Annotated in this window: 22 protein-coding genes; 12 read left to right on the top strand and 10 right to left on the bottom strand. The window is 68.2% G+C overall.

All coding sequences use genetic code 11. The features are described from left to right. Positions 1-27 precede the first annotated feature (27 nt). The 3 genes from ACZ50N_RS19340 to ACZ50N_RS19330 are packed head-to-tail and all read left to right on the top strand — an operon-like array spanning position 28 to position 2,793. Positions 28-1,074 carry an NAD(P)H-dependent amine dehydrogenase family protein gene (locus ACZ50N_RS19340; RefSeq protein WP_046362031.1) on the top strand — a complete coding sequence of 349 codons (1,047 nt, stop codon included), beginning with the start codon at positions 28-30 and terminating at the stop codon, positions 1,072-1,074. Further along, positions 1,075-1,926: a class II glutamine amidotransferase gene (locus ACZ50N_RS19335; RefSeq protein WP_046362030.1), complete on the top strand. Its 852-nt coding sequence runs from the start codon at positions 1,075-1,077 to the stop codon at positions 1,924-1,926. Between the two features lie 9 nt (positions 1,927-1,935). After that, a complete protein-coding gene (locus tag ACZ50N_RS19330; protein ID WP_046362029.1) occupies positions 1,936-2,793 on the top strand; it encodes a patatin-like phospholipase family protein in 858 nt (285 codons plus the stop codon). Here ACZ50N_RS19330 and ACZ50N_RS19325 read toward each other — a convergent pair. Then, entirely contained in the window at positions 2,782-3,762 is a 981-nt protein-coding gene (locus tag ACZ50N_RS19325) for a patatin-like phospholipase family protein (protein WP_046362028.1), read from the bottom strand. The genes ACZ50N_RS19330 and ACZ50N_RS19325 overlap by 12 nt on opposite strands. Positions 3,763-3,813: 51 nt before the next feature. Between ACZ50N_RS19325 and ACZ50N_RS19320 the strand changes: the two genes are divergently transcribed. After that, a complete protein-coding gene (locus ACZ50N_RS19320; protein WP_464473561.1) occupies positions 3,814-4,179 on the top strand; it encodes a VOC family protein in 366 nt (121 codons plus the stop codon). A 12-nt stretch (positions 4,180-4,191) separates the two neighbouring features. On the opposite strand, the gene ACZ50N_RS19315 is transcribed toward ACZ50N_RS19320, so the two are convergent. Then, a complete protein-coding gene (locus ACZ50N_RS19315; protein WP_464473560.1) occupies positions 4,192-4,635 on the bottom strand; it encodes a lipoprotein LpqV in 444 nt (147 codons plus the stop codon). 178 nt (positions 4,636-4,813) lie between these two features. Here ACZ50N_RS19315 and ACZ50N_RS19310 point away from each other — a divergent pair, with 178 nt between their 5' ends. Together ACZ50N_RS19310 and ACZ50N_RS19305 are read left to right on the top strand one after the other, a co-directional pair. Then, a complete protein-coding gene (locus tag ACZ50N_RS19310; RefSeq protein WP_046362025.1) occupies positions 4,814-5,338 on the top strand; it encodes a cysteine dioxygenase in 525 nt (174 codons plus the stop codon). A gap of 1 nt (position 5,339) precedes the next feature. Beyond that, positions 5,340-5,711: a rhodanese-like domain-containing protein gene (locus ACZ50N_RS19305; RefSeq protein ID WP_046362024.1), complete on the top strand. Its 372-nt coding sequence runs from the start codon at positions 5,340-5,342 to the stop codon at positions 5,709-5,711. Here ACZ50N_RS19305 and ACZ50N_RS19300 read toward each other — a convergent pair. Genes ACZ50N_RS19300 through ACZ50N_RS19290 form a run of 3 tightly spaced genes read right to left on the bottom strand, consistent with a single transcriptional unit; the run spans position 5,708 to position 9,256 of the window. Continuing rightward, the gene (locus tag ACZ50N_RS19300; RefSeq protein WP_464473559.1) at positions 5,708-7,399 is read right to left on the bottom strand and encodes an alpha/beta hydrolase; all 1,692 of its coding nucleotides are present in this window, start codon (positions 7,397-7,399) and stop codon (positions 5,708-5,710) included. The genes ACZ50N_RS19305 and ACZ50N_RS19300 overlap by 4 nt on opposite strands. A gap of 22 nt (positions 7,400-7,421) precedes the next feature. Continuing rightward, the gene (locus ACZ50N_RS19295; protein WP_048422929.1) at positions 7,422-8,198 is read right to left on the bottom strand and encodes an enoyl-CoA hydratase; all 777 of its coding nucleotides are present in this window, start codon (positions 8,196-8,198) and stop codon (positions 7,422-7,424) included. Beyond that, entirely contained in the window at positions 8,195-9,256 is a 1,062-nt protein-coding gene (locus ACZ50N_RS19290) for an enoyl-CoA hydratase/isomerase family protein (RefSeq protein ID WP_464473558.1), read from the bottom strand. The genes ACZ50N_RS19295 and ACZ50N_RS19290 overlap by 4 nt, the downstream gene beginning before the upstream one ends. 160 nt (positions 9,257-9,416) lie before the next feature. Here ACZ50N_RS19290 and ACZ50N_RS19285 point away from each other — a divergent pair, with 160 nt between their 5' ends. Continuing rightward, positions 9,417-10,271, top strand: a complete 855-nt coding sequence (locus ACZ50N_RS19285) for a Bax inhibitor-1/YccA family protein (protein ID WP_048423007.1) — start codon at positions 9,417-9,419, stop codon at positions 10,269-10,271. 179 nt (positions 10,272-10,450) lie between these two features. After that, positions 10,451-11,323 carry a putative endonuclease domain-containing protein gene (locus ACZ50N_RS19280; protein WP_464473557.1) on the top strand — a complete coding sequence of 291 codons (873 nt, stop codon included), beginning with the start codon at positions 10,451-10,453 and terminating at the stop codon, positions 11,321-11,323. A gap of 32 nt (positions 11,324-11,355) precedes the next feature. Here the strand turns inward: ACZ50N_RS19280 and ACZ50N_RS19275 are convergent, their stop codons facing one another. Both ACZ50N_RS19275 and ACZ50N_RS19270 read right to left on the bottom strand, forming a co-directional pair. After that, the gene (locus ACZ50N_RS19275; RefSeq protein WP_464473556.1) at positions 11,356-12,573 is read right to left on the bottom strand and encodes an acetyl-CoA C-acetyltransferase; all 1,218 of its coding nucleotides are present in this window, start codon (positions 12,571-12,573) and stop codon (positions 11,356-11,358) included. A gap of 38 nt (positions 12,574-12,611) precedes the next feature. Next, on the bottom strand, positions 12,612-13,586 hold the full coding sequence (locus ACZ50N_RS19270; protein WP_464473555.1) for an SGNH/GDSL hydrolase family protein: 975 nt from the start codon (positions 13,584-13,586) through the stop codon (positions 12,612-12,614). A 193-nt stretch (positions 13,587-13,779) separates the two neighbouring features. Here ACZ50N_RS19270 and ACZ50N_RS19265 point away from each other — a divergent pair, with 193 nt between their 5' ends. The 4 genes from ACZ50N_RS19265 to ACZ50N_RS19250 all read left to right on the top strand — a co-directional run bounded on the left by ACZ50N_RS19265 (position 13,780) and on the right by ACZ50N_RS19250 (position 18,485). Beyond that, positions 13,780-14,850, top strand: coding sequence for an alpha/beta hydrolase (locus tag ACZ50N_RS19265; RefSeq protein WP_046362061.1), 1,071 nt, complete (start codon positions 13,780-13,782; stop codon positions 14,848-14,850). A 29-nt stretch (positions 14,851-14,879) separates the two neighbouring features. Continuing rightward, a complete protein-coding gene (locus tag ACZ50N_RS19260; protein ID WP_046362018.1) occupies positions 14,880-16,274 on the top strand; it encodes a cystathionine beta-synthase in 1,395 nt (464 codons plus the stop codon). 240 nt (positions 16,275-16,514) lie between these two features. Continuing rightward, positions 16,515-17,213 (top strand): Rv1078 family RDD domain-containing protein, encoded by a 699-nt coding sequence (locus ACZ50N_RS19255; RefSeq protein ID WP_046362017.1) that lies wholly within the window; start codon positions 16,515-16,517, stop codon positions 17,211-17,213. A 99-nt stretch (positions 17,214-17,312) separates the two neighbouring features. Beyond that, positions 17,313-18,485, top strand: coding sequence for a cystathionine gamma-synthase (locus tag ACZ50N_RS19250; RefSeq protein ID WP_046362016.1), 1,173 nt, complete (start codon positions 17,313-17,315; stop codon positions 18,483-18,485). Here the strand turns inward: ACZ50N_RS19250 and ACZ50N_RS19245 are convergent. The 3 genes from ACZ50N_RS19245 to ACZ50N_RS19235 all read right to left on the bottom strand — a co-directional run bounded on the left by ACZ50N_RS19245 (position 18,482) and on the right by ACZ50N_RS19235 (position 20,371). Next, positions 18,482-19,153 (bottom strand): GOLPH3/VPS74 family protein, encoded by a 672-nt coding sequence (locus ACZ50N_RS19245; protein ID WP_464473554.1) that lies wholly within the window; start codon positions 19,151-19,153, stop codon positions 18,482-18,484. The genes ACZ50N_RS19250 and ACZ50N_RS19245 overlap by 4 nt on opposite strands. A 5-nt stretch (positions 19,154-19,158) precedes the next feature. Further along, the gene (gene greA, locus ACZ50N_RS19240) at positions 19,159-19,653 is read right to left on the bottom strand and encodes a transcription elongation factor GreA (protein ID WP_046362014.1); all 495 of its coding nucleotides are present in this window, start codon (positions 19,651-19,653) and stop codon (positions 19,159-19,161) included. A 283-nt stretch (positions 19,654-19,936) separates the two neighbouring features. Continuing rightward, the gene (locus tag ACZ50N_RS19235; protein WP_464473553.1) at positions 19,937-20,371 is read right to left on the bottom strand and encodes a DUF4307 domain-containing protein; all 435 of its coding nucleotides are present in this window, start codon (positions 20,369-20,371) and stop codon (positions 19,937-19,939) included. Between the last annotated feature and the right edge of the window lie 42 nt (positions 20,372-20,413).

Here is a 20,413-nt window from a genome sequence, read left to right as displayed (position 1 = left end):
TTTGTCGGCATTGTTGGAGGAGGCGGAATGGCGCTGCGCGTCGTGCAATGGGCGACCGGCGGTGTCGGCGTCGCCGCGATCAAAGGCGTACTCGAGCACCCCGAGCTGGAACTCGCCGGCTGCTGGGTGCACTCGGCCGCGAAGGCCGGACGCGACGTCGGCGAGCTCATCGGCGTGGCCCCGCTGGGCATCACCGCGACCGACAGCATCGATGAGATCCTCGCGATGGACGCCGACGCGGTCATCTACGCCCCGCTGATCGCCAACCCCGACGAGGTCATCGCGCTGCTGCGCTCGGGCAAGAACGTCGTGACCCCGGTCGGTTGGCTGTATCCCAGCGAGCGCAGCGGTGCGCCGCTGCGCGAGGCCGCACTGGCCGGCGACGCCACCCTGCACGGCACCGGCATCGCGCCCGGCGGCATCAGCGAGAAGTTCCCGCTCATGCTCTCGGCGATGTCGACCGGCGTCACCTTCGTTCGCGCCGAGGAGTTCTCCGATCTACGCACCTACGAAGCGCCCGACGTGCTGCGGCACGTGATGGGCTTCGGTGAGACACCGGACAAGGCACTGACCGGGCCGATGCAGAAGATGCTCGACGCGGGATTCATCCAGGCCGTCCGAATGTGTGTGGACCAGTTGGGCTTTCACTCTGATCCGCGAGTGCGGGCGACGCAGGAGATCGCCGTGGCCACCGCCACGATCGAGTCGCCGATGGGGCCGATCGAGCCGGGGCAGGTGGCGGGACGCAAATTCCATTGGGAAGCGCTTGTCGACGGCGAGCCCGTGGTCCGGGTGACGGTGAACTGGTTGATGGGTGAGGAGCACCTCGACCCCGCCTGGTCCTTCGGCCCGGCCGGACAGCGTTACGAGATGGAGGTGCGCGGCAACCCCGACTTCACCGTGTCGGTGACGGGCTTCCAGTCCGAGGTCGGCGGCCAGGGGCCCGAATACGGCGTGGTCGGCACGGCCGCCCACTGCGTGAACTCGGTACCCGCGGTCTGCGCCGCCGCGCCGGGCATCGCGACCTACCTCGACTTGCCTCTGATCAGCGGCAGAGCCGCACCCCACCTGTAGATGTGCCGCCTGTTCGGGATGCACGCCGGGACGGCTGTGCCGGTGACGTTCTGGTTGCTCGATGCCCCCGACAGCTTGGCCGAACAGAGCCGCCGCAATCCCGACGGCACCGGCCTCGGCTACTTCGACGCGGCCGGACAACCCGTGGTGGACAAGCAACCGCTGGCCGCGTGGCAGGACGCCGCGTTCGCCCGCGAGGCCCGCGACGTGGTGGCGACGACGGTACTGGCCCATGTGCGCTACGCGTCCACCGGAGCCCCCGACCCGACCAACACCCATCCCTTCGTGCAAGAAGGCCGGTTGTTCGCCCACAATGGCGTCGTGACCGACCTGGATGTGCTCGACGCGCGTCTGGCCGAGCTGGGCATCTCCGAACTGGTTGTGGGGCAGACCGATTCGGAACGGGTATTCGCGCTCATCACCGGCGCGATACGAGCACGCGGCGGCGACGTCACCGCCGGCCTGATCGACGCCGTCGAATGGCTGGGCGCCCACGTCGGAGTGTTCGCGATCAACATCCTGCTGTGCACCGCGACCGAGATGTGGGCGCTGCGCTACCCGGACACCCACGACCTGTTCGTGCTCGATCGCCGCACGCCCGCCGACCACACCCCGTTCGAGATGCGGAGCAGCAGGATCAACGCCCGGTCCGGCGACGGGCCGTCGGTGGTGTTCGCGACCGAGCGGATGGACGACGACCCCGCCTGGCGGCTCCTCGGCGACGGCGAACTGCTGCACGTCGGACCCGGATTGGCCCTCACCTCGACCACCGGCGTCCTCGCCCCGCCCGCGCACCGCCTGAGCGTCGCCGATCTGAACCCGGTAGCGGCGGCGAGTCAGACCGTCCGGTAGAACAGGAGGGTGACGACGCGTCGTGCCCTAGTGCTGGCCGGTGGCGGACTGGCCGGAATCGCCTGGGAGACAGGTGTTCTGCTCGGTATCGCCGAGAACGTGCCCGCCGCGGGTCGGGCGCTGCTGGCTTCCGACGTCCTGCTCGGCACCTCGGCGGGGTCGACGGTCGCCGCGCAGCTCTCCAGTGACCTGCCGCTGGAGGAGTTGTTCGCCCGTCAGCTGTCGGAGACCTCACACGAGATCCACCCGGGGGTCTCGGTCGACGGCATCACCGAGCTGTTCCTGGACGCCGTGATGACCCCCGGTACCACCAAGGAGCAGAAGCTGACGAAGATCGGTGCCGTCGCCGCCGCCACGGACACCGTCGACGAAGGCGTGCGCCGTGAGGTGATCGCCCACCGGTTGCCGTCGCACGACTGGCCGTCACGCGACCTGCGCGTGACCGGAATCGACATCGCCACAGGCGAACTCGTGGTCTTCGACCGCGCCTCGGGAGTCGATCTGGTCGATGCGGTGGCGGCCAGCTGTGCTGTACCCGGCGCGTGGCCCACCGTCAGCATCGCCGGCAGGCGCTACATGGACGGCGGTGTCGGCAGCTCGGTGAACATGTCCGCCGTCTCCGACTGCGACACCGCCGTGGTCCTCGTGCCGTCGGCACCCGATGCGCCGTCGCCGTGGGGGACCGGCACGGCCGACGAGATCGCCGCCTTCGCAGGGGCCACGCTCGCGGTCTTCGCCGACGCCGGGGCGTTGGAGGCATTCGGCCCGAACCCTCTCGACCCGGCCTGCCGGGCACCCTCGGCGCAGGCCGGCCGTGCGCAGGGCCGGCGCGAAGCTGCCCGCATTGCGCAGTTCCTAGGCCTCTGACGCGGACACGGTCGCTTCGAGCGTGTCCAGTGCGGCACTGGCCAGCTCCTGGCCGATGTCGATCACCTCGTTGGCGCGATGGAAATCCAAACTCCGGCACACCGTGCGCGGCACCTCGATCAACAGATCGGGTGGATAGGCCGCCAGGGTGTGCCGGGCCAACGCCGCCTGCGCGATGTCGATGACACGGTTCATCACCTCGAAGCCGCCCAGCCGCGGCACCACGGGCATCACCGGTTCGCTAGGAGCCTCCAGGGGCTCGTCGTCACCCACGGTGAACCTGCCCAGCACCGCGCGCCCCGTCGGTGTGTCCAGCAGTGACCGCGCGGCCTTGGAATCCAGCAGCGACGACGAACTGCGCCACATCCGGTTCAACCAGTCGCCGGTGGCCTGCCGGGGTTCCCGGTCGCGGCGGTGCGCTTCGGGATCATCCCCGGAGAGGCTGACGGCGATCGTGACGTCGGCGGTGACGGCGGCAATCGGAGCCATCGGCAGTGGATCCAGGATTCCGCCGTCGGCCAGCAGCCGGCCGTCGAGCACATGTGGAGTGATGACGCCCGGAATCGCGATCGACGCTCGGATCGCGTCATCGACCGGACCGCGCTGCATCCACACGGACTTGCCCGTGATCAGATCGGTGGCCACCGAGGTGTAGGGAATCGGCAGGTCCTCGATCCGCACCTCGCCGAGGATCTCCCGCACCGCATCGAGGATCTTCTCGGCCCGCAGCACCCCCGCCGCCGTGATCGACGGATCGAGCAGGCGCAATACCGCCCGCTGGGTCAGCGAACCGGCCCAGGTCGTGTACTGGTCGAGCCGCCCCGCCGCTTCCAGGCCACCCACCAGGGCGCCCATCGACGACCCCGCGATACCGACGATCTCGTGGCCCCGCTCGTGCAGTTCGTTGATCACTCCGATGTGGGCGTACCCGCGGGCTCCTCCGCTGCCCAACGCCAATGCCACCCGCATCCGCTCATTCTCGCTTGCGTGAGCCGACCGCGACGGGCAACCCTGTCCCTCATGATCGGAACACTGCGTTCAGTCGTCGTCGACTGCCCCGACCCCCTCCGCCTGGCGCGTTTCTGGGCCGAGGTTCTCGGCGGCGACATCACCCAAGAGGACGCGGACTGGGTGGTGGTCACGGGTCCGGACGGGCGCCGGCTGGCGTTCCAGCTGTCTCCCGAACACCGGCCGCCGCAGTTCCCTGACCCGCACGCCTCGCAACAGATCCACTTCGACGTGATGATCCCCGAGGACCAGCTCGAGGCCGCTCAGGCCGAGGTGATCAGGCTGGGTGCGACATGGGTGCAGGACGTCGACGAGGACCAGTTCCGGGTGTACCGCGACCCGGCCGGCCACACGTTCTGCTTCGTCTGGAACGATTGAAACAACGCAGCGCTAGCCGCACAGCGCGTCGGCGGCCGACTCGACCGCGACGATGATCGCCGACTGCTGCCCGGCCGACAGCTGCGTCCAACTCTTGTTGAACTCGCCCGACCCCACCGTCGGCGTGCTCTGCAGCATCTTCAGGTACGGCTCGATCTGCGCCTTCGGGTCACCGCCGTGAGTGTCCATGTAGGTGCGCGCCGCACGGCAGTTCTGGAAGTAGTCGTCTTCCGTGGACTCCGCCGGTGCGCCCACCTTGGTCGTCACGCCACCCGGTGAGACCTCGACGGCGTCGGGGGCCAGCGATTCGGTGGCAGTCGTCGGGGCCGCGCTCGCCCGGGTGGACGAGGACGTCTCGGTGCTGGGCGTGGACGGGGTGGGTGTCGACGAGCAACCGGCCAGTGCCAGCAGGCCCGGTGCGGCGAGCAGAACGACTCGGACGGCGAAGGGGACCATCCCGTCAATCTAGCCGCGACGTGCGCAATTCCAGATTCACGGTGAGATTAAGTCCGCAGACCTGGCCAATCGCCTGGTCTCGTGCCACAGTGGGTGCGTGCGCAACGGAATGACTCGGGAGTGTTGTCGGGCCTGACCCCGACCCCCACTTCGTCCGTTCCACCCCTGGAGTTCTCCCATGGTTCTCGCTCCCACCCGTTTGCGCCCAGCCGACCTGCTGCATGCCACCGATCGGTACGCCGCCGACGTCCTCTCCGGTCGTTTCGACGACGTCCTTCCGGTCGGTGGGCCGCCCACCACCGAGCGCTGGTACACCCGCCTGCACGGCGATGACGAGCTCGACGTCTGGCTCATCAGTTGGGTGCCCGATCACGCCACCGAGTTGCACGACCATGGCGGCTCCCTCGGTGCACTCACCGTCCTATCCGGCGCGCTGCGCGAAACCCGCTGGGATGGCAAGCAATTGCGCAATCGCCGGCTTGAGGCCGGCGACCAGGCGGCGTTCCCGCTCGGCTGGGTACACGATGTGGTGTGGGCTCGCGAGAGCGTGTCGCTGTCCACTCCGATCGTTGCGCCGACCCCGACGCTGAGCGTGCATGCCTACTCACCGCCGCTCACCGCGATGTCCTACTACGAGGTATCCGAGCGAAACGCGCTGCGCCGCAAGCGGACCGAATTGACCGACCAACCGGAAGGGAAGTGACATGGGAAGCCGTATCGATGTGGTGCTGGAGAACGCTCGCACGAAGATCAACCGACTGACCGCGGACGAACTGCCGGCCGCCCTGCGACGCGGAGCCATCCTCGTCGACATCCGGCCCGCCGCCCAGCGGGCCATCGAAGGCGAGGTCCCCACCGCGCTGATCATCGAGCGCAACGTGCTCGAATGGCGACTCGACCCCACCAGCGATGCCCGGATTCCGCAAGCCGTCGACGACGACGTCGAATGGGTGGTGCTGTGCTCCGAGGGCTACACGTCCAGTCTGGCCGCGGCGGCCCTGCAGGAGATCGGTCTGCACCGCGCCACCGACGTCGTCGGCGGATACCACGCCCTCAAAGGCGTGCTCGTCTACTAGGAACTCTCGTCGCTGCGCAGCAGCGGCCTCAGCTTCTCCGTCTTGGCCGCAGACCACCCGGGCGGCAACAGGATCGAGGCCCACGCGTCGGCGACGTTGCGCACGTAGACGTGCCCGTGTCCGTCGGGCACGTTCACCGCCACCGCCATGTCGGCAGACACCTGCAGGAACGTCACGACTGGAATCCATTCCATGTCGGGGGAGACGTCGTACCCGCGCGGCTCCCGCAGCCAATCCGGTTTGGCGAACAACAGATCCGGATTCCACCAGGCGATCGGATCCGAGGCGTGCTGCAGATAGACGACGCGCGGCTGGCCCCACGGATCGTGCGGGCGCTGCAGGTCTTTCGGCTCCGCGACGAATCGCACGTTCTCGCCCTGGTCGTAGATCGGCAGCCATTGCGGGGAACCGGGATCGCGGTTGGTGGTCAGGTCGGTCCAGATGGTGTTGTTGAACGTCGGTCCGCTGAACAGTGCGCCGTCGGTGCGGGCGATGAGGTTGTTCAGCGCCAGGAACGGGGCCTCGCCGCCGAAGGAGCCCAGGCTTTCACCGAACACCACGAGCTTGGGGCGCTGCGCCTCGGGCATCGCGCGCACCAGCTCGTCGACGGCCTCGAACAACGCCTGGCCGGCCTGCCGCGCGTTCTCCTTGTCGACGAGGAACGACAGCCAGCTCGGGAGGAACGAGTACTGCATCGACACGATCGCGGTGTCGCCGTTGTACATGTACTCCAGGGCGGTGGCCTCGGCCTCGTTGATCCAGCCCGTGCCCGTCGTCGTGGCCACGGCCACCACCGGACGGTCGAGACCGCCGGTGCGCTGCAGTTCACGGGCGGCCAGCCGCGCCGTGGCCTTGATCCCGTCCGCGGAGTTGAGGCCGGCGTAGGCACGGATGGGTTCGACGGCGGGGCGGGCGTTGAACGCGCTGAGCTCGTCCACCGACGGTCCGCCGCCGACGAACATGCGACCCTGATGGCCGAGCGACTCCCAGCTGACCAGAGATCCCGGGCCGCCGGAGCGCAGCGGCGTCGCCGGAGCCGGATTGTCCGGATCGGTCTCGTCGTTGACCGCCGCGAATGTGCTGTTGATGGTGCTCATCGCGAACCGCACCACGATGCCGTTCAGCAGCGCGATCGTCAGCGCCAGTAGCAGCGTCACCACGATCACGGCCGAAACCCTCGGCGGCGCAACGCGATCGAGCTGACGAACGAGAAAGAGCACCAGCCGGCGGATCAATTGGCCGATCTCGACGAACACGAACAGCGTCACCACCGAGATCGCAGCCGCCAGCGGATAGTCCCAGAACGTCAACCGCGGCACACCCATCAGGTCGCGGACGTTGTCCTGCCATTCGTGGAACCAGACGATCGCCAGGACCATGCCGATCGCACCCACCACGACGAGGACCAGCCAGGCGCGGCGCGGAGGGGGCGGGCTCGAATCCTTGGACCGCATGTAGCGCACCAGCCACACCGAGAACACGCCGATCGCGTACCCGAAGGCGCCCGCGCCTCCGCTGACCAAGCCCTGGAACAGCGGGCCGCGGGGCAGCAGCGACGGCGTGAGCGACAACCACAGGAAGACGAGGCCGACCGCGGTTCCGGTGAACGTGTAGCGACGTATCCACCAGGGTTTGCGGGTGGTCTCGGCGCGCGGCTCGTCCTCCGGCGGGGCGACGGTGACGGTCACGAAGGCATGTTAGCCGTGCATGTCAGCGGTGGGTGAAGTTCGGCGAACGCTTCTCGGTGAACGCGGCCATGCCCTCGGTCTGATCGTCGGTGGCGAACGCGGAGTGGAACAGCCGGCGCTCGTAGAGCAGGCCCTCGGCGAGCGTCGACTCGAAGGCGCGGTCGACCGCTTCCTTGGCCATCCTGGCGGCGGACAGCGACATACCGGCGATCGTCTGCGCTGTGGCCGTGGCTTCCTCGAGCAAGGAGTCGGCCGGGACCACGCGGGACACCAGCCCGGCCCGTTCGGCCTCCTCGGCTCCCATGGTGCGACCGGTCAGGATCAGATCCATCGCCTTGGCCTTGCCGATGGCCCGGGTCAGCCGCTGCGAACCACCCATGCCCGGCAGCACGCCCAGCTTGATCTCGGGCTGGCCGAACTTCGCGGTGTCGGCGGCGATCAGGATGTCGCACATCATCGCCAGCTCGCAGCCGCCGCCGAGCGCATACCCGGCGACCGCGGCGATCGTCGGCGTGCGCGTGGCCGCGAAGTTCCCCCAGGCGGCGAAGAAATCCGACGAGAAGACCTCGGCGAACGACAGATTCGCCATTTCCTTGATGTCCGCACCGGCGGCGAACGCCTTCTCGTTGCCGGTCAGCACGATGGCGCCAATGCCCGGATCGGCGTCCAATTCGGCTGCAGCGGAGGTGACGTCGTTCATCACCTGGCTGTTCAGCGCGTTGAGAGCTTTCGGTCGGTTCAGCGTGATGGTGGCGACGCGGCCCTCGCGGGTGACGAGGATGGTCTCGTAGTCGGTCATGGCTGCTCCTGGTGCGTCTCGGTCTGGAAGGTCAGGTCGGGGTCGGTGCGCTGGAAGTAGGCTTCCACGTCGGCGTCTGTGACAGCGTCCAGCGTCGCCGGATTCCACTGCGGGTTGCGGTCCTTGTCGATGACCTGCGCCCGGATGCCCTCGACCAGATCATGGGAGCGCAGCGCCGCACAGGACACTCGAAACTCTTGCTGCAGAACATCTTCCAGTGATGGCAGCGAGCGGGCGCGGCGTACGGCCGCCAGCGTCACCGACAGGGCGACGGGGGAGCGGGAGCTGATCAGATCGGCAGCCTTGGTGGCCGCGGGGTCCTCCTCGTTGCGCAGGGCATCGACGATGCCTGCGACGGACTCGCCCGCGTAGCAGCGATCGATCCACTCACGATGATCCGCCAACTCGCCGGCCGGCGGCTCCTGCGCGAAGTCCGCGACCGCGCGGTCCACGCCGTCGGACTCGATGGCTTCGACGAACGAGGCGAGATCGGCGTGCGGTACGTAGTGGTCGGCGAAGCCCATCGCGATCGCATCGGCACCACCGAAAGGGGCGCCCGTCAGCGCGGCGTGGAGGCCGAGTAACCCCGGCGCATGGGCCAGGATGCGGGTGCCGCCGACGTCGGGCACGAAGCCGATGCCGACCTCCGGCATGGCCATCTTCGTCGCCTCGGTGACCACGCGGACGTCCCCGTGCGCGCTGATGCCCACGCCGCCGCCCATCGTGATGCCGTTCATCAGCGCGACATACGGTTTGGGGTAGCGGCCGATGTACGCGTTGAGCAGGTATTCGTCGTGCCAGAACAGGCGAGCCTCGGCGCCGCCGGCCTTCGCGCTGTGGTAGATCGCGACGATGTCACCGCCTGCGCAGAGGCCACGGTCGCCCGCGCCGGAAACAACGACCGCGTGGACGTCGTCGTCGTGCTCCCACGCCGTCAGGGCGGCCGTCATCTCGGTGACCATCGGGTGGGTCAGCGAGTTGATGGCCTTGGGTCGGTTGAGGGTCAGGTGCCCGACATGCCCGCGCACCGTTACTAGGAGATCCTCGTTTTGATCCACGCCAGCAATCTAGATCGTCGCCCCTGATCGGAGGGCGCCGGGTAAGGTTCCTGTGAGAAGGCTGGGAACAGATTCGATTCTCGGGAACCGTCCCGACGTGTCGATCGTTGAACCGATGTTCGGCACAGGCCGAATCACGACATCAGGAAAGGAACCGACGGTGCGCGAGAGCAGCAACCCGGTATTTCGCACGCTGCCCAAGGGGCAGCAAGGCGGATACGCGCAATTCGGTACCGGAGCCGCCGGCTACGGTGCGCAAGCGGTACACGCCGATCCCTATGCCACCTACCCCGATCAGCGTCAGACGGGTGTTTCGCGCCCGCTGACCATCGACGACGTCGTCACCAAGACCGGCATGACGCTGGCAGTGCTGTCGGCCGTTGCCGTGGTGTCGTACTTCCTGGTGGCGTCCAACATCGCGCTCGCCATGCCGTTCACGCTGGTCGGCGCGCTCGGCGGTCTCGTCCTGGTGCTGATCGCGACCTTCGGCCGTAAGCAGGACAACCCCGCCATCGTGCTGACCTACGCGGCGCTGGAGGGCCTGTTCCTCGGTGCGTTCTCGTTCGTCGTCGCCAACCTGATGGTCTCCGGCGTCAGCGCCGGCGCCCTGATCAGCCAGGCGGTCCTCGGCACCCTCGGCGTGTTCGCCGGCATGCTCGTCGTCTACAAGACCGGCGCCATCCGCGTGACGCCGAAGTTCACCCGCTTCATCGTGGCCGGCCTCTTCGGTGTGCTGGCTCTGATGCTGGGCAACTTCGTGCTGGCGCTGTTCGGTGTCGGCGGCGGTGAGGGCCTGGGCCTGCGCAGCGGTGGCCCCATCGCGATCATCTTCTCGCTGGTCTGCATCGGTCTGGCGGCGTTCAGCTTCCTGATCGACTTCGACTCGGCCGACCAGATGATCCGCGCCGGTGCGCCGGAGAAGGCAGCCTGGGGTATCGCGCTGGGCCTGACCGTGACGCTGGTGTGGCTCTACATCGAGATCCTGCGCCTGCTCAGCTACTTCAACAGCGACTAGTCATCGCACGGAGAAGGGCGCTCACCGAAAGGTGGGCGCCCTTTTTCGTGGTGCGCGTGTGCGCGGTGTGCTTCCGCTTCGGCGCCGAAACTGCTCACAGATCGCATTTCATCCACAGATTGCGATCCCCCCGCAGTCTGGGCGCCGATTGGGATGTCGCAACGTGTGATGGTGGCGCCATGACGCCACCGATCTGGCCGTTTGTCGGAAGCGAAGCCATCGCCGATGGTCGGGTGAAGAAGCATCAACTGCGCTCGAACTATCGGGCAGTCTTCCCGGATGTCTACGTTCCCTGTGACGTCGAGCCCGGGCTCGAGCATCGCGCCGTAGCGGCGTGGTTGTGGTCGCATCGCGAAGGAGTGATCGCCGGGCTGACGGCAGCGGCCCTGCACGGTGCCGCATGGATCGACGACACGCTGCCGATCGAACTCGTTTGGACGAATGCCCGGCGGCCGCTGGGAATGCGCACCATGGACGCCCGGTTGCGCTCAGACGAGTTCATGGTTCGCCCCGACGGCATGAGACTGACGACGATCACGCGAACTGCATACGACCTGGCGCGCCGAGGCAGAATCGGGGAGGCAGTCGCACGCGTGGACGCTCTGGGCCATGCCACAGGACTTCGCGCCGAGGACGTGCTCGCGTGTGCTCGCACCCACCGCGGCGCTCGGGGGCTGCGACAACTCGAGAAGGTCATGGACCTCTACGACGCGGGATCGGCGTCACCGAAGGAGACCTGGTTGAGGCTCCTGATCATAAGCGCCGGCTATCCGCGCCCACACACGCAAATTCCGGTGCGCAGTGCGGACGGCCGGCGTCGGTACTACCTCGACATGGGATGGCCCGACGCGATGATCGCGGTCGAGTACGACGGAGAGCAGCACCGCGTCGACGACGCGCAGTACGCCAGAGACATTCGCCGTTCCGAGGATCTGCGTGAGCTCGACTGGCTGGTGGTCCGCGTCATCAAGACCGACCGGGAGGTCGACATTCGGGCCAGAATCGCGCGCGCATGGGCCGCGAGACTGCGGGGAGATCGCGAAATCAGCTGAGATCGCGATCTCCCCGCAGTCTCGCGGCAGAACTAGGAGAGGCGCTCCACGACCATCGCCATGCCCTGCCCGCCGCCCACGCACATCGTCTCGATGCCGAAGGTCTTGTCGTGGGTGGCCAGGTTGTTCAGCAGCGTGGCGGTGATCCGGGCGCCGGTCATGCCGAACGGATGCCCGAGCGCGATCGCGCCACCGGAGACGTTCAACTTCTCCTCGTCCATGCCGAGCTCACGCGCCGACCCCAGCACCTGAACCGCGAACGCCTCGTTGATCTCGCACAGGTCGATGTCGGAGATCGACATCTTCGCGTTGCCCAGCGCCTTGCGCACAGCCTCGATCGGGCCGAGGCCCATGATCTCCGGCGACAGACCCGACACACCGGTCGAGACGATGCGCGCCAACGGGGTCAGCCCCAGCTCCTTGGCCTTGGTGTCGCTCATGACCACCACCGCGGCCGCACCGTCGTTCAACGGGCACGCATTGCCCGCGGTGATCGTGCCGTTGGGCCGGAACACCGGCTTGAGCTGGCTGACGGCCTCGTAGGTGGTGCCGGCGCGCGGGCCGTCATCGGTGCTGACGACGGTGCCGTCGGGCAGCGTGACCGGCGAGATCTCCCGCTCGAAGAACCCGCTCTTGATGGCCTCTTCGGCCCGGTTCTGCGACCGCACGCCCCAGTGGTCCTGGTCCTCACGGCTGATCCCGGTGTGCAGCACGACGTTCTCCGCCGTCTGGCCCATCGCGATGTACACGTCGGGCAGCAGGCCGTCCTCGCGCGGATCGTGCCACTCGGTCGCCCCCGCGGCGGCCTGATCAGTGCGGGCCATCGCGTCGGCGTACAACTCGTTCTTCGAGTCCGGCCAGCCGTCGGAGGTGCCCTTGAGGAAACGCGACACGGTCTCGACGCCGGCCGAGATGAAGGCATCACCCTCGCCGGCCTTGATCGCGTGGAACGCCATCCGCGTGGTCTGCAACGACGACGAGCAGTACCGGTTGACCGTGGTGCCCGGCAGGAAGTCGTAACCCAGCTGCACCGCCACGGCGCGGCCGATGTTGAAACCCGCTTCACCGCCGGGCTGCCCACAGCCCAGCATCAGGTCGTCGATCTCGCGCGGGTCCAGTGCCGGCACCTTGTCGAGCGCCGCCTTGACCATCTGTGCGGCCAGATCGTCGGGCCGCATGGACACCAGGGAGCCCTTGTTGGCCCGGCCGATGGGGGAGCGGGCGGTGGCGACGATGACGGCTTCGGGCATGACGACTCCTCGGTAGACAGCGAGAACTATCTGTGAACCTAGCTCGCAGCCACGACGATCGGCGCGGGGACCCCGGTGGAGCGGCGCCACAGCCGGCCGAGATTGCCGATCCGCGACAGCAGCGATCCCTCACCGGAGCGCGATTCCAGGGCCGCCTCGGCGGGCTCGCTGCCGACGAACTCACCGAGCGCAGCGCACAGCGCGGGCAGCAACTGCTGGGCGGCCAACGAATAGCCCGCCGCCGAGGGGTGGAACATGTCGGGAGAGAACAGCTCGTCGGGCGCCTCGTAGAAGTGCGGTGCCAACAGGTCGGAGAACGGCACCGGCACGCCGCCGGCAGCCCGCACCTCACCGGCCTGTGCCCGCGCCAAGCGCAGGCCGCGGCCGCGCGCCACCCAGCGCAGCGGCTGCGGAATCGCCTTGATCACCCCGAAGTCCGGGCATGTGCCGACGACGACCACCGCGCCGCTGCTGCGGAGCCGCTGCACCGCGCGGCCCAACCGGCGCGCGGACGGCCCCAGCCCGTTGGGGGCGGTGATGTCATTGGCCCCGATCATGATGACCGCCGCGTCCGGGGGCGGACCCGCGACGAACATCGCGTCGATCTGACCGGACAGTCCCTTGGACGTGGCACCGACGATCGCCTTGGTGCTGAGCCGGATGCGCTTGCCCGACTCCTTCGCCAGGCCGCGGGCCAGCAGCACACCGGGTACCTCGTCGGCGGTCGCGCAGCCGTAACCGGTCGCGGTGGAGTCCCCGAAGATCATCAGGTGCAGGTCGAACGGCACGCCGCGATACCAGCGGGTCACGGGGCCGCCGTCGGGCGAGTAGACCCCGTCGGCGCGTGGGGGGACGTCCCAGGATTTCGGGATGACGCGCCGGGCCTGATCGGCCTGACCCGTCAGCAGGTTGCGGGCGCCCACGTAGAACGACCCGGTGGATGCGAGTGCTGCAACTGCCGCCAGCGCGACGGTCGACCGGCGGACGTGAGGAGCACGGCGGCTGAATCCCACGAGTGCGAGTTTAGGTGGCCGTTTGCGGGGCTCGCGGGAGGGCGACGGAATCCGCGGTCACAGTGCGGTATCAACTCCGGTATCAATCGCGTTTAAACGATTGCGATAATGGTTACAAATGCCAAGCTAAATAACGAGCTTGTCTGAGTATCTTGGCTGATCCCGTACTACAACGGCGTAGGGAGTGGTGGCGATGACGGCACCGAGCAAGGTCCCCAGTACTGCGCACCTGGGCGTCCGGCCTGGTCGCGGCCACAAGCCGCGCCGTTTTCCGGTCAGCGACGGGGCGCCGGTCGAGGTCGTCGAGGACGGCCCGAGCATCGCTGGACGGCTCTTGGGTCTGGCGGCGATGGCCACCATCAAGCCGTTCCTCTCCGTCGGCAGCTACGCCCCCAAGCTGCCGTGGCCCTGGGGAGTCGTCGACTTTGCGGCCCGTGTGATCCGCCCGGTTCCCGGCACGGTGCGCGCGACGATCTCGCTGCCGCACTGCACCGCGCAGCTGGTGCGGGCGGCGGGTGTCCTGCCCGCCGACGGCAAGCGCAGCGTGATCCTCTACATGCACGGCGGCGCGTTCCTGACCTGTGGCGTACACACCCACGGTCGCCTGGTGACCGCGTTGTCGCAGTACGCCGATGCGCCGGTGCTCGTCGTCAACTATCGAATGATCCCCAAGCATTCGGTGGGCACCGCACTCGACGATTGCTTCGACGCCTATCGCTGGCTGCGGGAGACCGGCTACGAGCCGGATCAGATCGTGCTCGCCGGTGATTCCGCGGGCGGCTATCTGGCGCTGTCGCTGGCCGAACGCCTGCAATTCGAGGGCGTCGAGGGCTACGGTTCCGAGACCCCCGCGGCCATCGTCACGATGTCCCCGCTGTTCGAGATCGACAACGAGGCGCGCGCCGAGCATCCCAACATCGGCAGCGATGTGATGTTCCCGCCCAAGGCTTTTCACGCACTGATCGAGTTGATCGAGCAGGCCGGGAAGAAGCGCGTCGTCAACGGCAAGCCCGAGGAGACCTACGAACCGCTCGACCACATCGAGCCCGGCCTGCCACGCACGCTGATCCACGTCTCCGGCTCGGAGGTTCTGCTCAGCGACGCGAGGAAAGCGGCTCGTCTGCTCGCCGAGTCCGGGGTGCCGGTGGAGGTGCGTGTCTGGCCCGGCCAGATGCACGTCTTCCAGCTCGGCGCGCCGGCAGTGCCCGAGGCCAGCCGGTCGATCAAGCAGATCGGCGAGTACATCCGAGAGGCCACCTGGTAGTCGCCCGGCGGGCCTGAGACGATGGATGCATGCGCATCGCCCGGCACGTCAGTGAGCTCATCGGCAACACCCCTCTGGTGCAACTGAACTCGGTGGTTCCGCCGGGGTCGGGGACGGTGGCCGCCAAGGTCGAGTACCTCAATCCGGGCGGCAGCTCGAAGGACCGCATCGCGATCAAGATGATCGATGCCGCCGAGGCCAGCGGCGCGCTCAAGCCGGGAGGCACGATCGTCGAGCCCACGTCGGGTAACACCGGTGTCGGCCTGGCGCTGGTCGCGCAGCAGCGCGGCTACAAGTGCATTTTCGTCTGCCCGGACAAGGTCAGCGAGGACAAGCAGAACGTGCTGCGGGCCTACGGCGCCGAGGTCGTGGTGTGCCCGACCGCCGTCGCACCCGACGATCCCGACAGCTACTACAGCGTCTCCAACCGGTTGGTGACCGAGATCGACGGGGCGTGGAAGCCCGACCAGTACTCCAATCCGATGGGGCCGGAGAGCCACTACGAGACCACCGGGCCGGAGATCTGGGCGGACACCGACGGCAAGATCACCCACTTCGTGGCCGGCGTGGGCACCGGCGGCACCATCACCGGTGCCGGCCGCTACCTCAAAGAGGTTTCCGACGGTCGGGTCAAGGTCGTCGGCGTCGATCCGGAAGGCTCGGTGTACTCGGGCGGCACCGGGCGGCCCTACTTGGTGGAGGGTGTCGGCGAGGATTTCTGGCCCACGGCCTATGACCCCGCGGTGCCGGACGAGATCATCGCGGTTTCGGATGCGGACTCGTTCGAGATGACGCGGCGGCTGGCACGCGAAGAGGCGCTGCTGGTCGGCGGGTCGTGCGGAATGGCTGCCTATGCCGCGATCCAGGTCGCCGAGCGCGAGGGTCCTGACGCCCTGGTCGTGGTCCTGCTGCCCGACGGCGGCCGCGGCTACCTGTCCAAGATCTTCAACGACGGCTGGATGTCCTCCTACGGGTTCCTGCGCAGCCGGCTGGACGGCTCGGTCGCGGAGTCCACGGTCGGTGACGTGCTCCGCGGCAAGTCCGGGGCGCTGCCCGACCTGGTGCACACCCATCCCGCGGAGACGGTGCGCGACGCGATCGGCATCTTGCGGGAGTACGGGGTGTCCCAGATGCCGGTGGTCGGTGCCGAGCCGCCGGTGATGGCGGGCGAGGTGGCGGGCAGCGTGTCCGAGCGCGAGCTGCTGTCCGCGGTGTTCGAAGGGCGCGCCAAGCTCGCCGACGCCGTCAGCGAGCACATGAGCCCGGCGTTGCCGTTGATCGGTGCCGGCGAACTGGTGAGCACCGCGGCCAAGACACTCCGCGAGTGCGACGCCGTGATGGTGGTCGAGGAGGGCAAGCCGGTGGGTGTGCTGACGCGGCACGATCTGCTGGGCTACCTGTCCGACACCAGCTCGCGACGCTGAGCGCACAGCGGACAAAACCGCTGTTCGCAGCCGTCTCTCAGGTATGGTGATCTCGCTTGCTGCCAGCTAAGAAACAGACTGGAGGCACCATGGGCGAGCAACCGCCGGGGTCTCGGCTGTCCCCGCCGTATGTGAATCGGTTGTCTCGCCGCAGAATTCAGTCTGCACGCCGTGGCTTGGCCGGTTGCTCGCCAGACTTTCGTCCAGCACTGAACCATCCGAGCCGAGGAGGAAGATTCGATGACTGACAATCCGGGCGGTTACCCGCCCCCCGGTGGATATCCGCCGCCCCCCGGCGGCCAGCCGACCCCCCAGGGTGGCTACCAGCCGCCGCCCCCGCCCGGAGGGTATCCGCCTCCGCCGCAAGGCAATTACCCGCCCGGCGGATTCCCGCCGCCGCAGCAGGGCGGTTACCCGCAGGCCGCGCCCGCCCTGCCCAAAGAGGCCTACACCTCCTGGTTGACGCGCGTTGCCGCCTGGTTCATCGACTACATCCCGGTGTTCATCCTGGTCGGGCTCGGACAGGGCATCGCGATCCTCACCGGTGACAACAACTGCGAGAACATCAACGGCGGCTACGCCTGCACATCGGAACCGTCGGCGCTCGGCGCGACGGTGAGCATCCTGGCGTCGGTGCTGACGTTCGCCTATGTGATCTGGAATTACGGTTACCGGCAGGGCACGACGGGCTCGAGCATCGGCAAGTCGGTGATGAAGTTCAAGGTCGTCAGCGAAAAGACCTTCCAGCCCATCGGTTTCGGGTTGTCCGTGGTCCGCCAGCTGGCCCACATCGTGGACACGATCATCTGCTACATCGGGTACCTCTTCCCGCTGTGGGACGGCAAGCGTCAGACGCTGGCCGACAAGATCATGACCACGGTGTGCCTCCCCACCACTCCGCAGGGGCAGCACGGGCAGCAGCCGACGCACCACTACTGAGCCAGGGAATCGGCGCCGGCGCTGGGATGCGCCGGCGCCGATCGCTGCGCCCCGGTGCCGGGTCGACAGCGAGACGGTCCCCAGGGCTACCGTGGCAGCATGAGTGAGCAGCGCAGCGCGTCCGAGCACTTCCGGGCACTGGGACCGGCGACCAAGGCCATCCACGCCGGCTACCGGCCCGATCCGGCCACTGGCGTGGTCAACACCCCGATCTACGCCAGCTCGACGTTCGCCCAGGACGGCGTCGGCGGGCTGCGCGGCGGCTTCGAGTACGCCCGTACCGGCAACCCGACCCGAGCGGCACTGGAATCCGCCTTGGCTGCAGTCGAATCCGCGACCCATGCTCGCGCGTTCAGCTCGGGGATGGCCGCCACCGACTGCGCGCTGCGCGCGGTCCTGCGGCCGGGAGATCACCTCGTCATCCCCGACGACGCCTACGGCGGCACCTTCCGGCTCATCGACAAGGTGTTCACGCAGTGGGGGATCAGCTACACCGCGGTGGCACTCGGTGATCTCGACAAGGTGCGGGCCGCGGTCACCGACCGCACCAAGCTGATCTGGGTCGAGACGCCGACCAACCCGCTGCTCTCGATCGCCGACATCGCCGGCATCGCGTCGCTGGCCGCCGAACGCGGCGCGAAAGTGTTGGTGGACAACACCTTCGCCTCACCGGCACTCCAGCAGCCCATGCTGCTCGGGGCCGACATCGTGCTGCACTCGACGACCAAGTACATCGGCGGACATTCCGATGTCGTCGGCGGCGTGCTGGTGACCAACGACGAGGCTCTCGACGACGCCTTCGCGTTCCTGCAGAACGGGGCCGGCGCGGTACCGGGCCCGTTCGATGCGTACCTGACGATCCGCGGGCTCAAGACGCTGCCGCTGCGGATGCAGCGCCACAGTGAGAACGGTGCGGCCATCGCCGAATTCCTCACCGGGCATCCCGCGGTGGAGACCGTCCTCTACCCGGGGCTGGCAGACCACCCGCATCACGACGTCGCGGCCCGGCAGATGAGCGGGTTCGGTGGGATGGTGTCGGTGCGGCTGAAGGGCGGCCCGCAGGCTGCGCGCGACTTCTGTGCGCGCACCGACATCTTCATCCTCGCCGAGTCGCTCGGCGGCGTGGAGTCGCTGATCGAGTACCCCGGGGCGATGACCCACGCCTCGACCGCGGGCTCGCAGCTCGAAGTCCCCGACGATCTGGTTCGCCTGTCGGTCGGTATCGAAGACGTCGCGGACCTGCTCGGCGACGTCGAACAGGCGCTCGCCTAGGTCAGCTCTGCCAGCGCCTGCCGCACCGCCGACGCGGTGACGGCGAGGTTGACCTCGGCCAGCCCCGTCGGCGACTCGTCCAGCCAACTGCCGGCCGCGATCTCCCCGGCGCGGGCGTGCACCCACCGCCAGCCGCGGTCGTTGAGGCTGAGTAGCGCCCCCAGACCGTCGGCGGCATGCAGCACCGTGATGATCGCCGCGGTCGCGGCGGAGGGTGGGCGTCGCTCGAACAGCGCCGCCAGCAGCGCGTCGCGGGCGGGTCCCACCCGGCGGCGGTCGGTCGGCGAGGTGCTGGTGCGTCGACGCAGTGCGCTGGAACGCACCGAGACGCGACGAATCTGGCCGGTCCGCTCCAGGTGCTCGGCCAACCGGCGTTCTGCCGACCGACCCAGGACCTTGATCGCCTGGCCCGGCCGTCGCGGGGCTCTGCCGATGTAGTCCACCGCCGGTGCGGTCAACGGATCGACCGGGCCGGCAGCCGCGAGCGCCACCAGCGTTCCCGGCGGTGCCGGCTCGCCGTCCACCGCAGGGCGCACGCGGCAGGCGTACGCCACATCGAGCAGGGTGGCTGCCGCCAGCGCATGAGCGCGCCGCGTGTCGTCGAGGCCGGGTTGACCGGACGCGTTGTCGACCAGGAGCAGAAACAGCTCTTCAGCGATCTGCGCCACGCCGGTCAGCCGTGATAGGGCTCCGCGGAGACCAGCGTGACCTTCACGGTGTTGCCGTTGGGCACGGTGTAGGTCCGCGTGTCGCCCACCTTGGCGTCGAGCAGCGCGCCGCCCAGCGGAGAGTTCGGGGAGTACACCTCGAGCTTGCCGTCGGTGACGCCCTCCTGGCGGGTTCCGATCAGGAACGTCTCGGTGTCGCTCTCGTCGTCGTCGTAGTAGACCTTGACCACCGAACCGGGCAGCGCCACGCCCGACTGCTTGGGTGCCTCGCCTACCTTCGCGGTGTTGAGCAACTCCTGCAGCTGGCGAATCCGGGCCTCCTGCTGGCCCTGCTCCTCACGGGCGGCGTGGTAGCCGCCGTTCTCGCGCAGGTCGCCCTCTTCGCGGCGGTCGTTGATCTCGGCCGCGATGACGGGTCGGTTGGCGATCAGATGGTCGAGTTCGGCCTTCAGCCGGTCGAACGCCTCTTCGGTCAGCCAGGTGACCTGGGTGTCAGTCATATCGGCGCGCTCCTGTCGTCGTCGCTTTCAGCGCTTCTCGCGTGAAAAGTTCTCGGGCACGGTGCCGGGGCGGTGCTGAGGAACCAGCGTGTATCAGCGTGTATTGCCGCATCCGCCCGTTGTCGCAACTCGTCTGTCGTGATCGTCGTAACGGCGCTCAAATGCAGCAATACACGGCCCCAGCAGGAACCGTGTACTCAGCCATGATAGCACCGGGCGGCCACCCGATTTTCATGTTTTCGCAGTCCGCGGTTGGTTGCGGGACGATCCGTTGTCGCTCGTCCTATCCGCCGACCAGGTACGACGGCACATCGGTGCCGCACCCGTAGACGTCGCCGACAACCGCCGGCCGAGACGTCGTCACCGTCGTTCGGACCTGGACGATCTCGGTCGCCGACGGCGCGACGAGCAGCTCCCGGCGGCCCACTTCGTCACCGTCGTAGGACCGGGCCCGCACGATGCACACCACCGGCGCAGAAGGGTCGTCGCGGGTGATGCTCGCCGTCACCTCCACGGTGCGGTCGTCGACGACGCGGTATCCGCCCAGTTCCCCCTTGACCTCCGGCGACCCCAGCCGGGAGTACGCCACCGCCGCGATCGTCACACCGAGCACCACGACCGCGGCGAACAGGCCTACGATGACCCAGCGGCGGGTGCGCCGGCTGCGCTGCGGGGCGCCGTAGCGCGACGCAGGACGGTCGAGGGGACTGTCGGTCATCACGTTTTGCATGCCCGTCGTTCGGATGGGTGTACTAGGACT

The organism is Mycolicibacterium obuense, assembly GCF_055397605.1.
The sequence above is the reverse complement of the archived record's forward strand: the minus strand, read 5'-3'. Positions and strand labels throughout refer to the sequence as shown.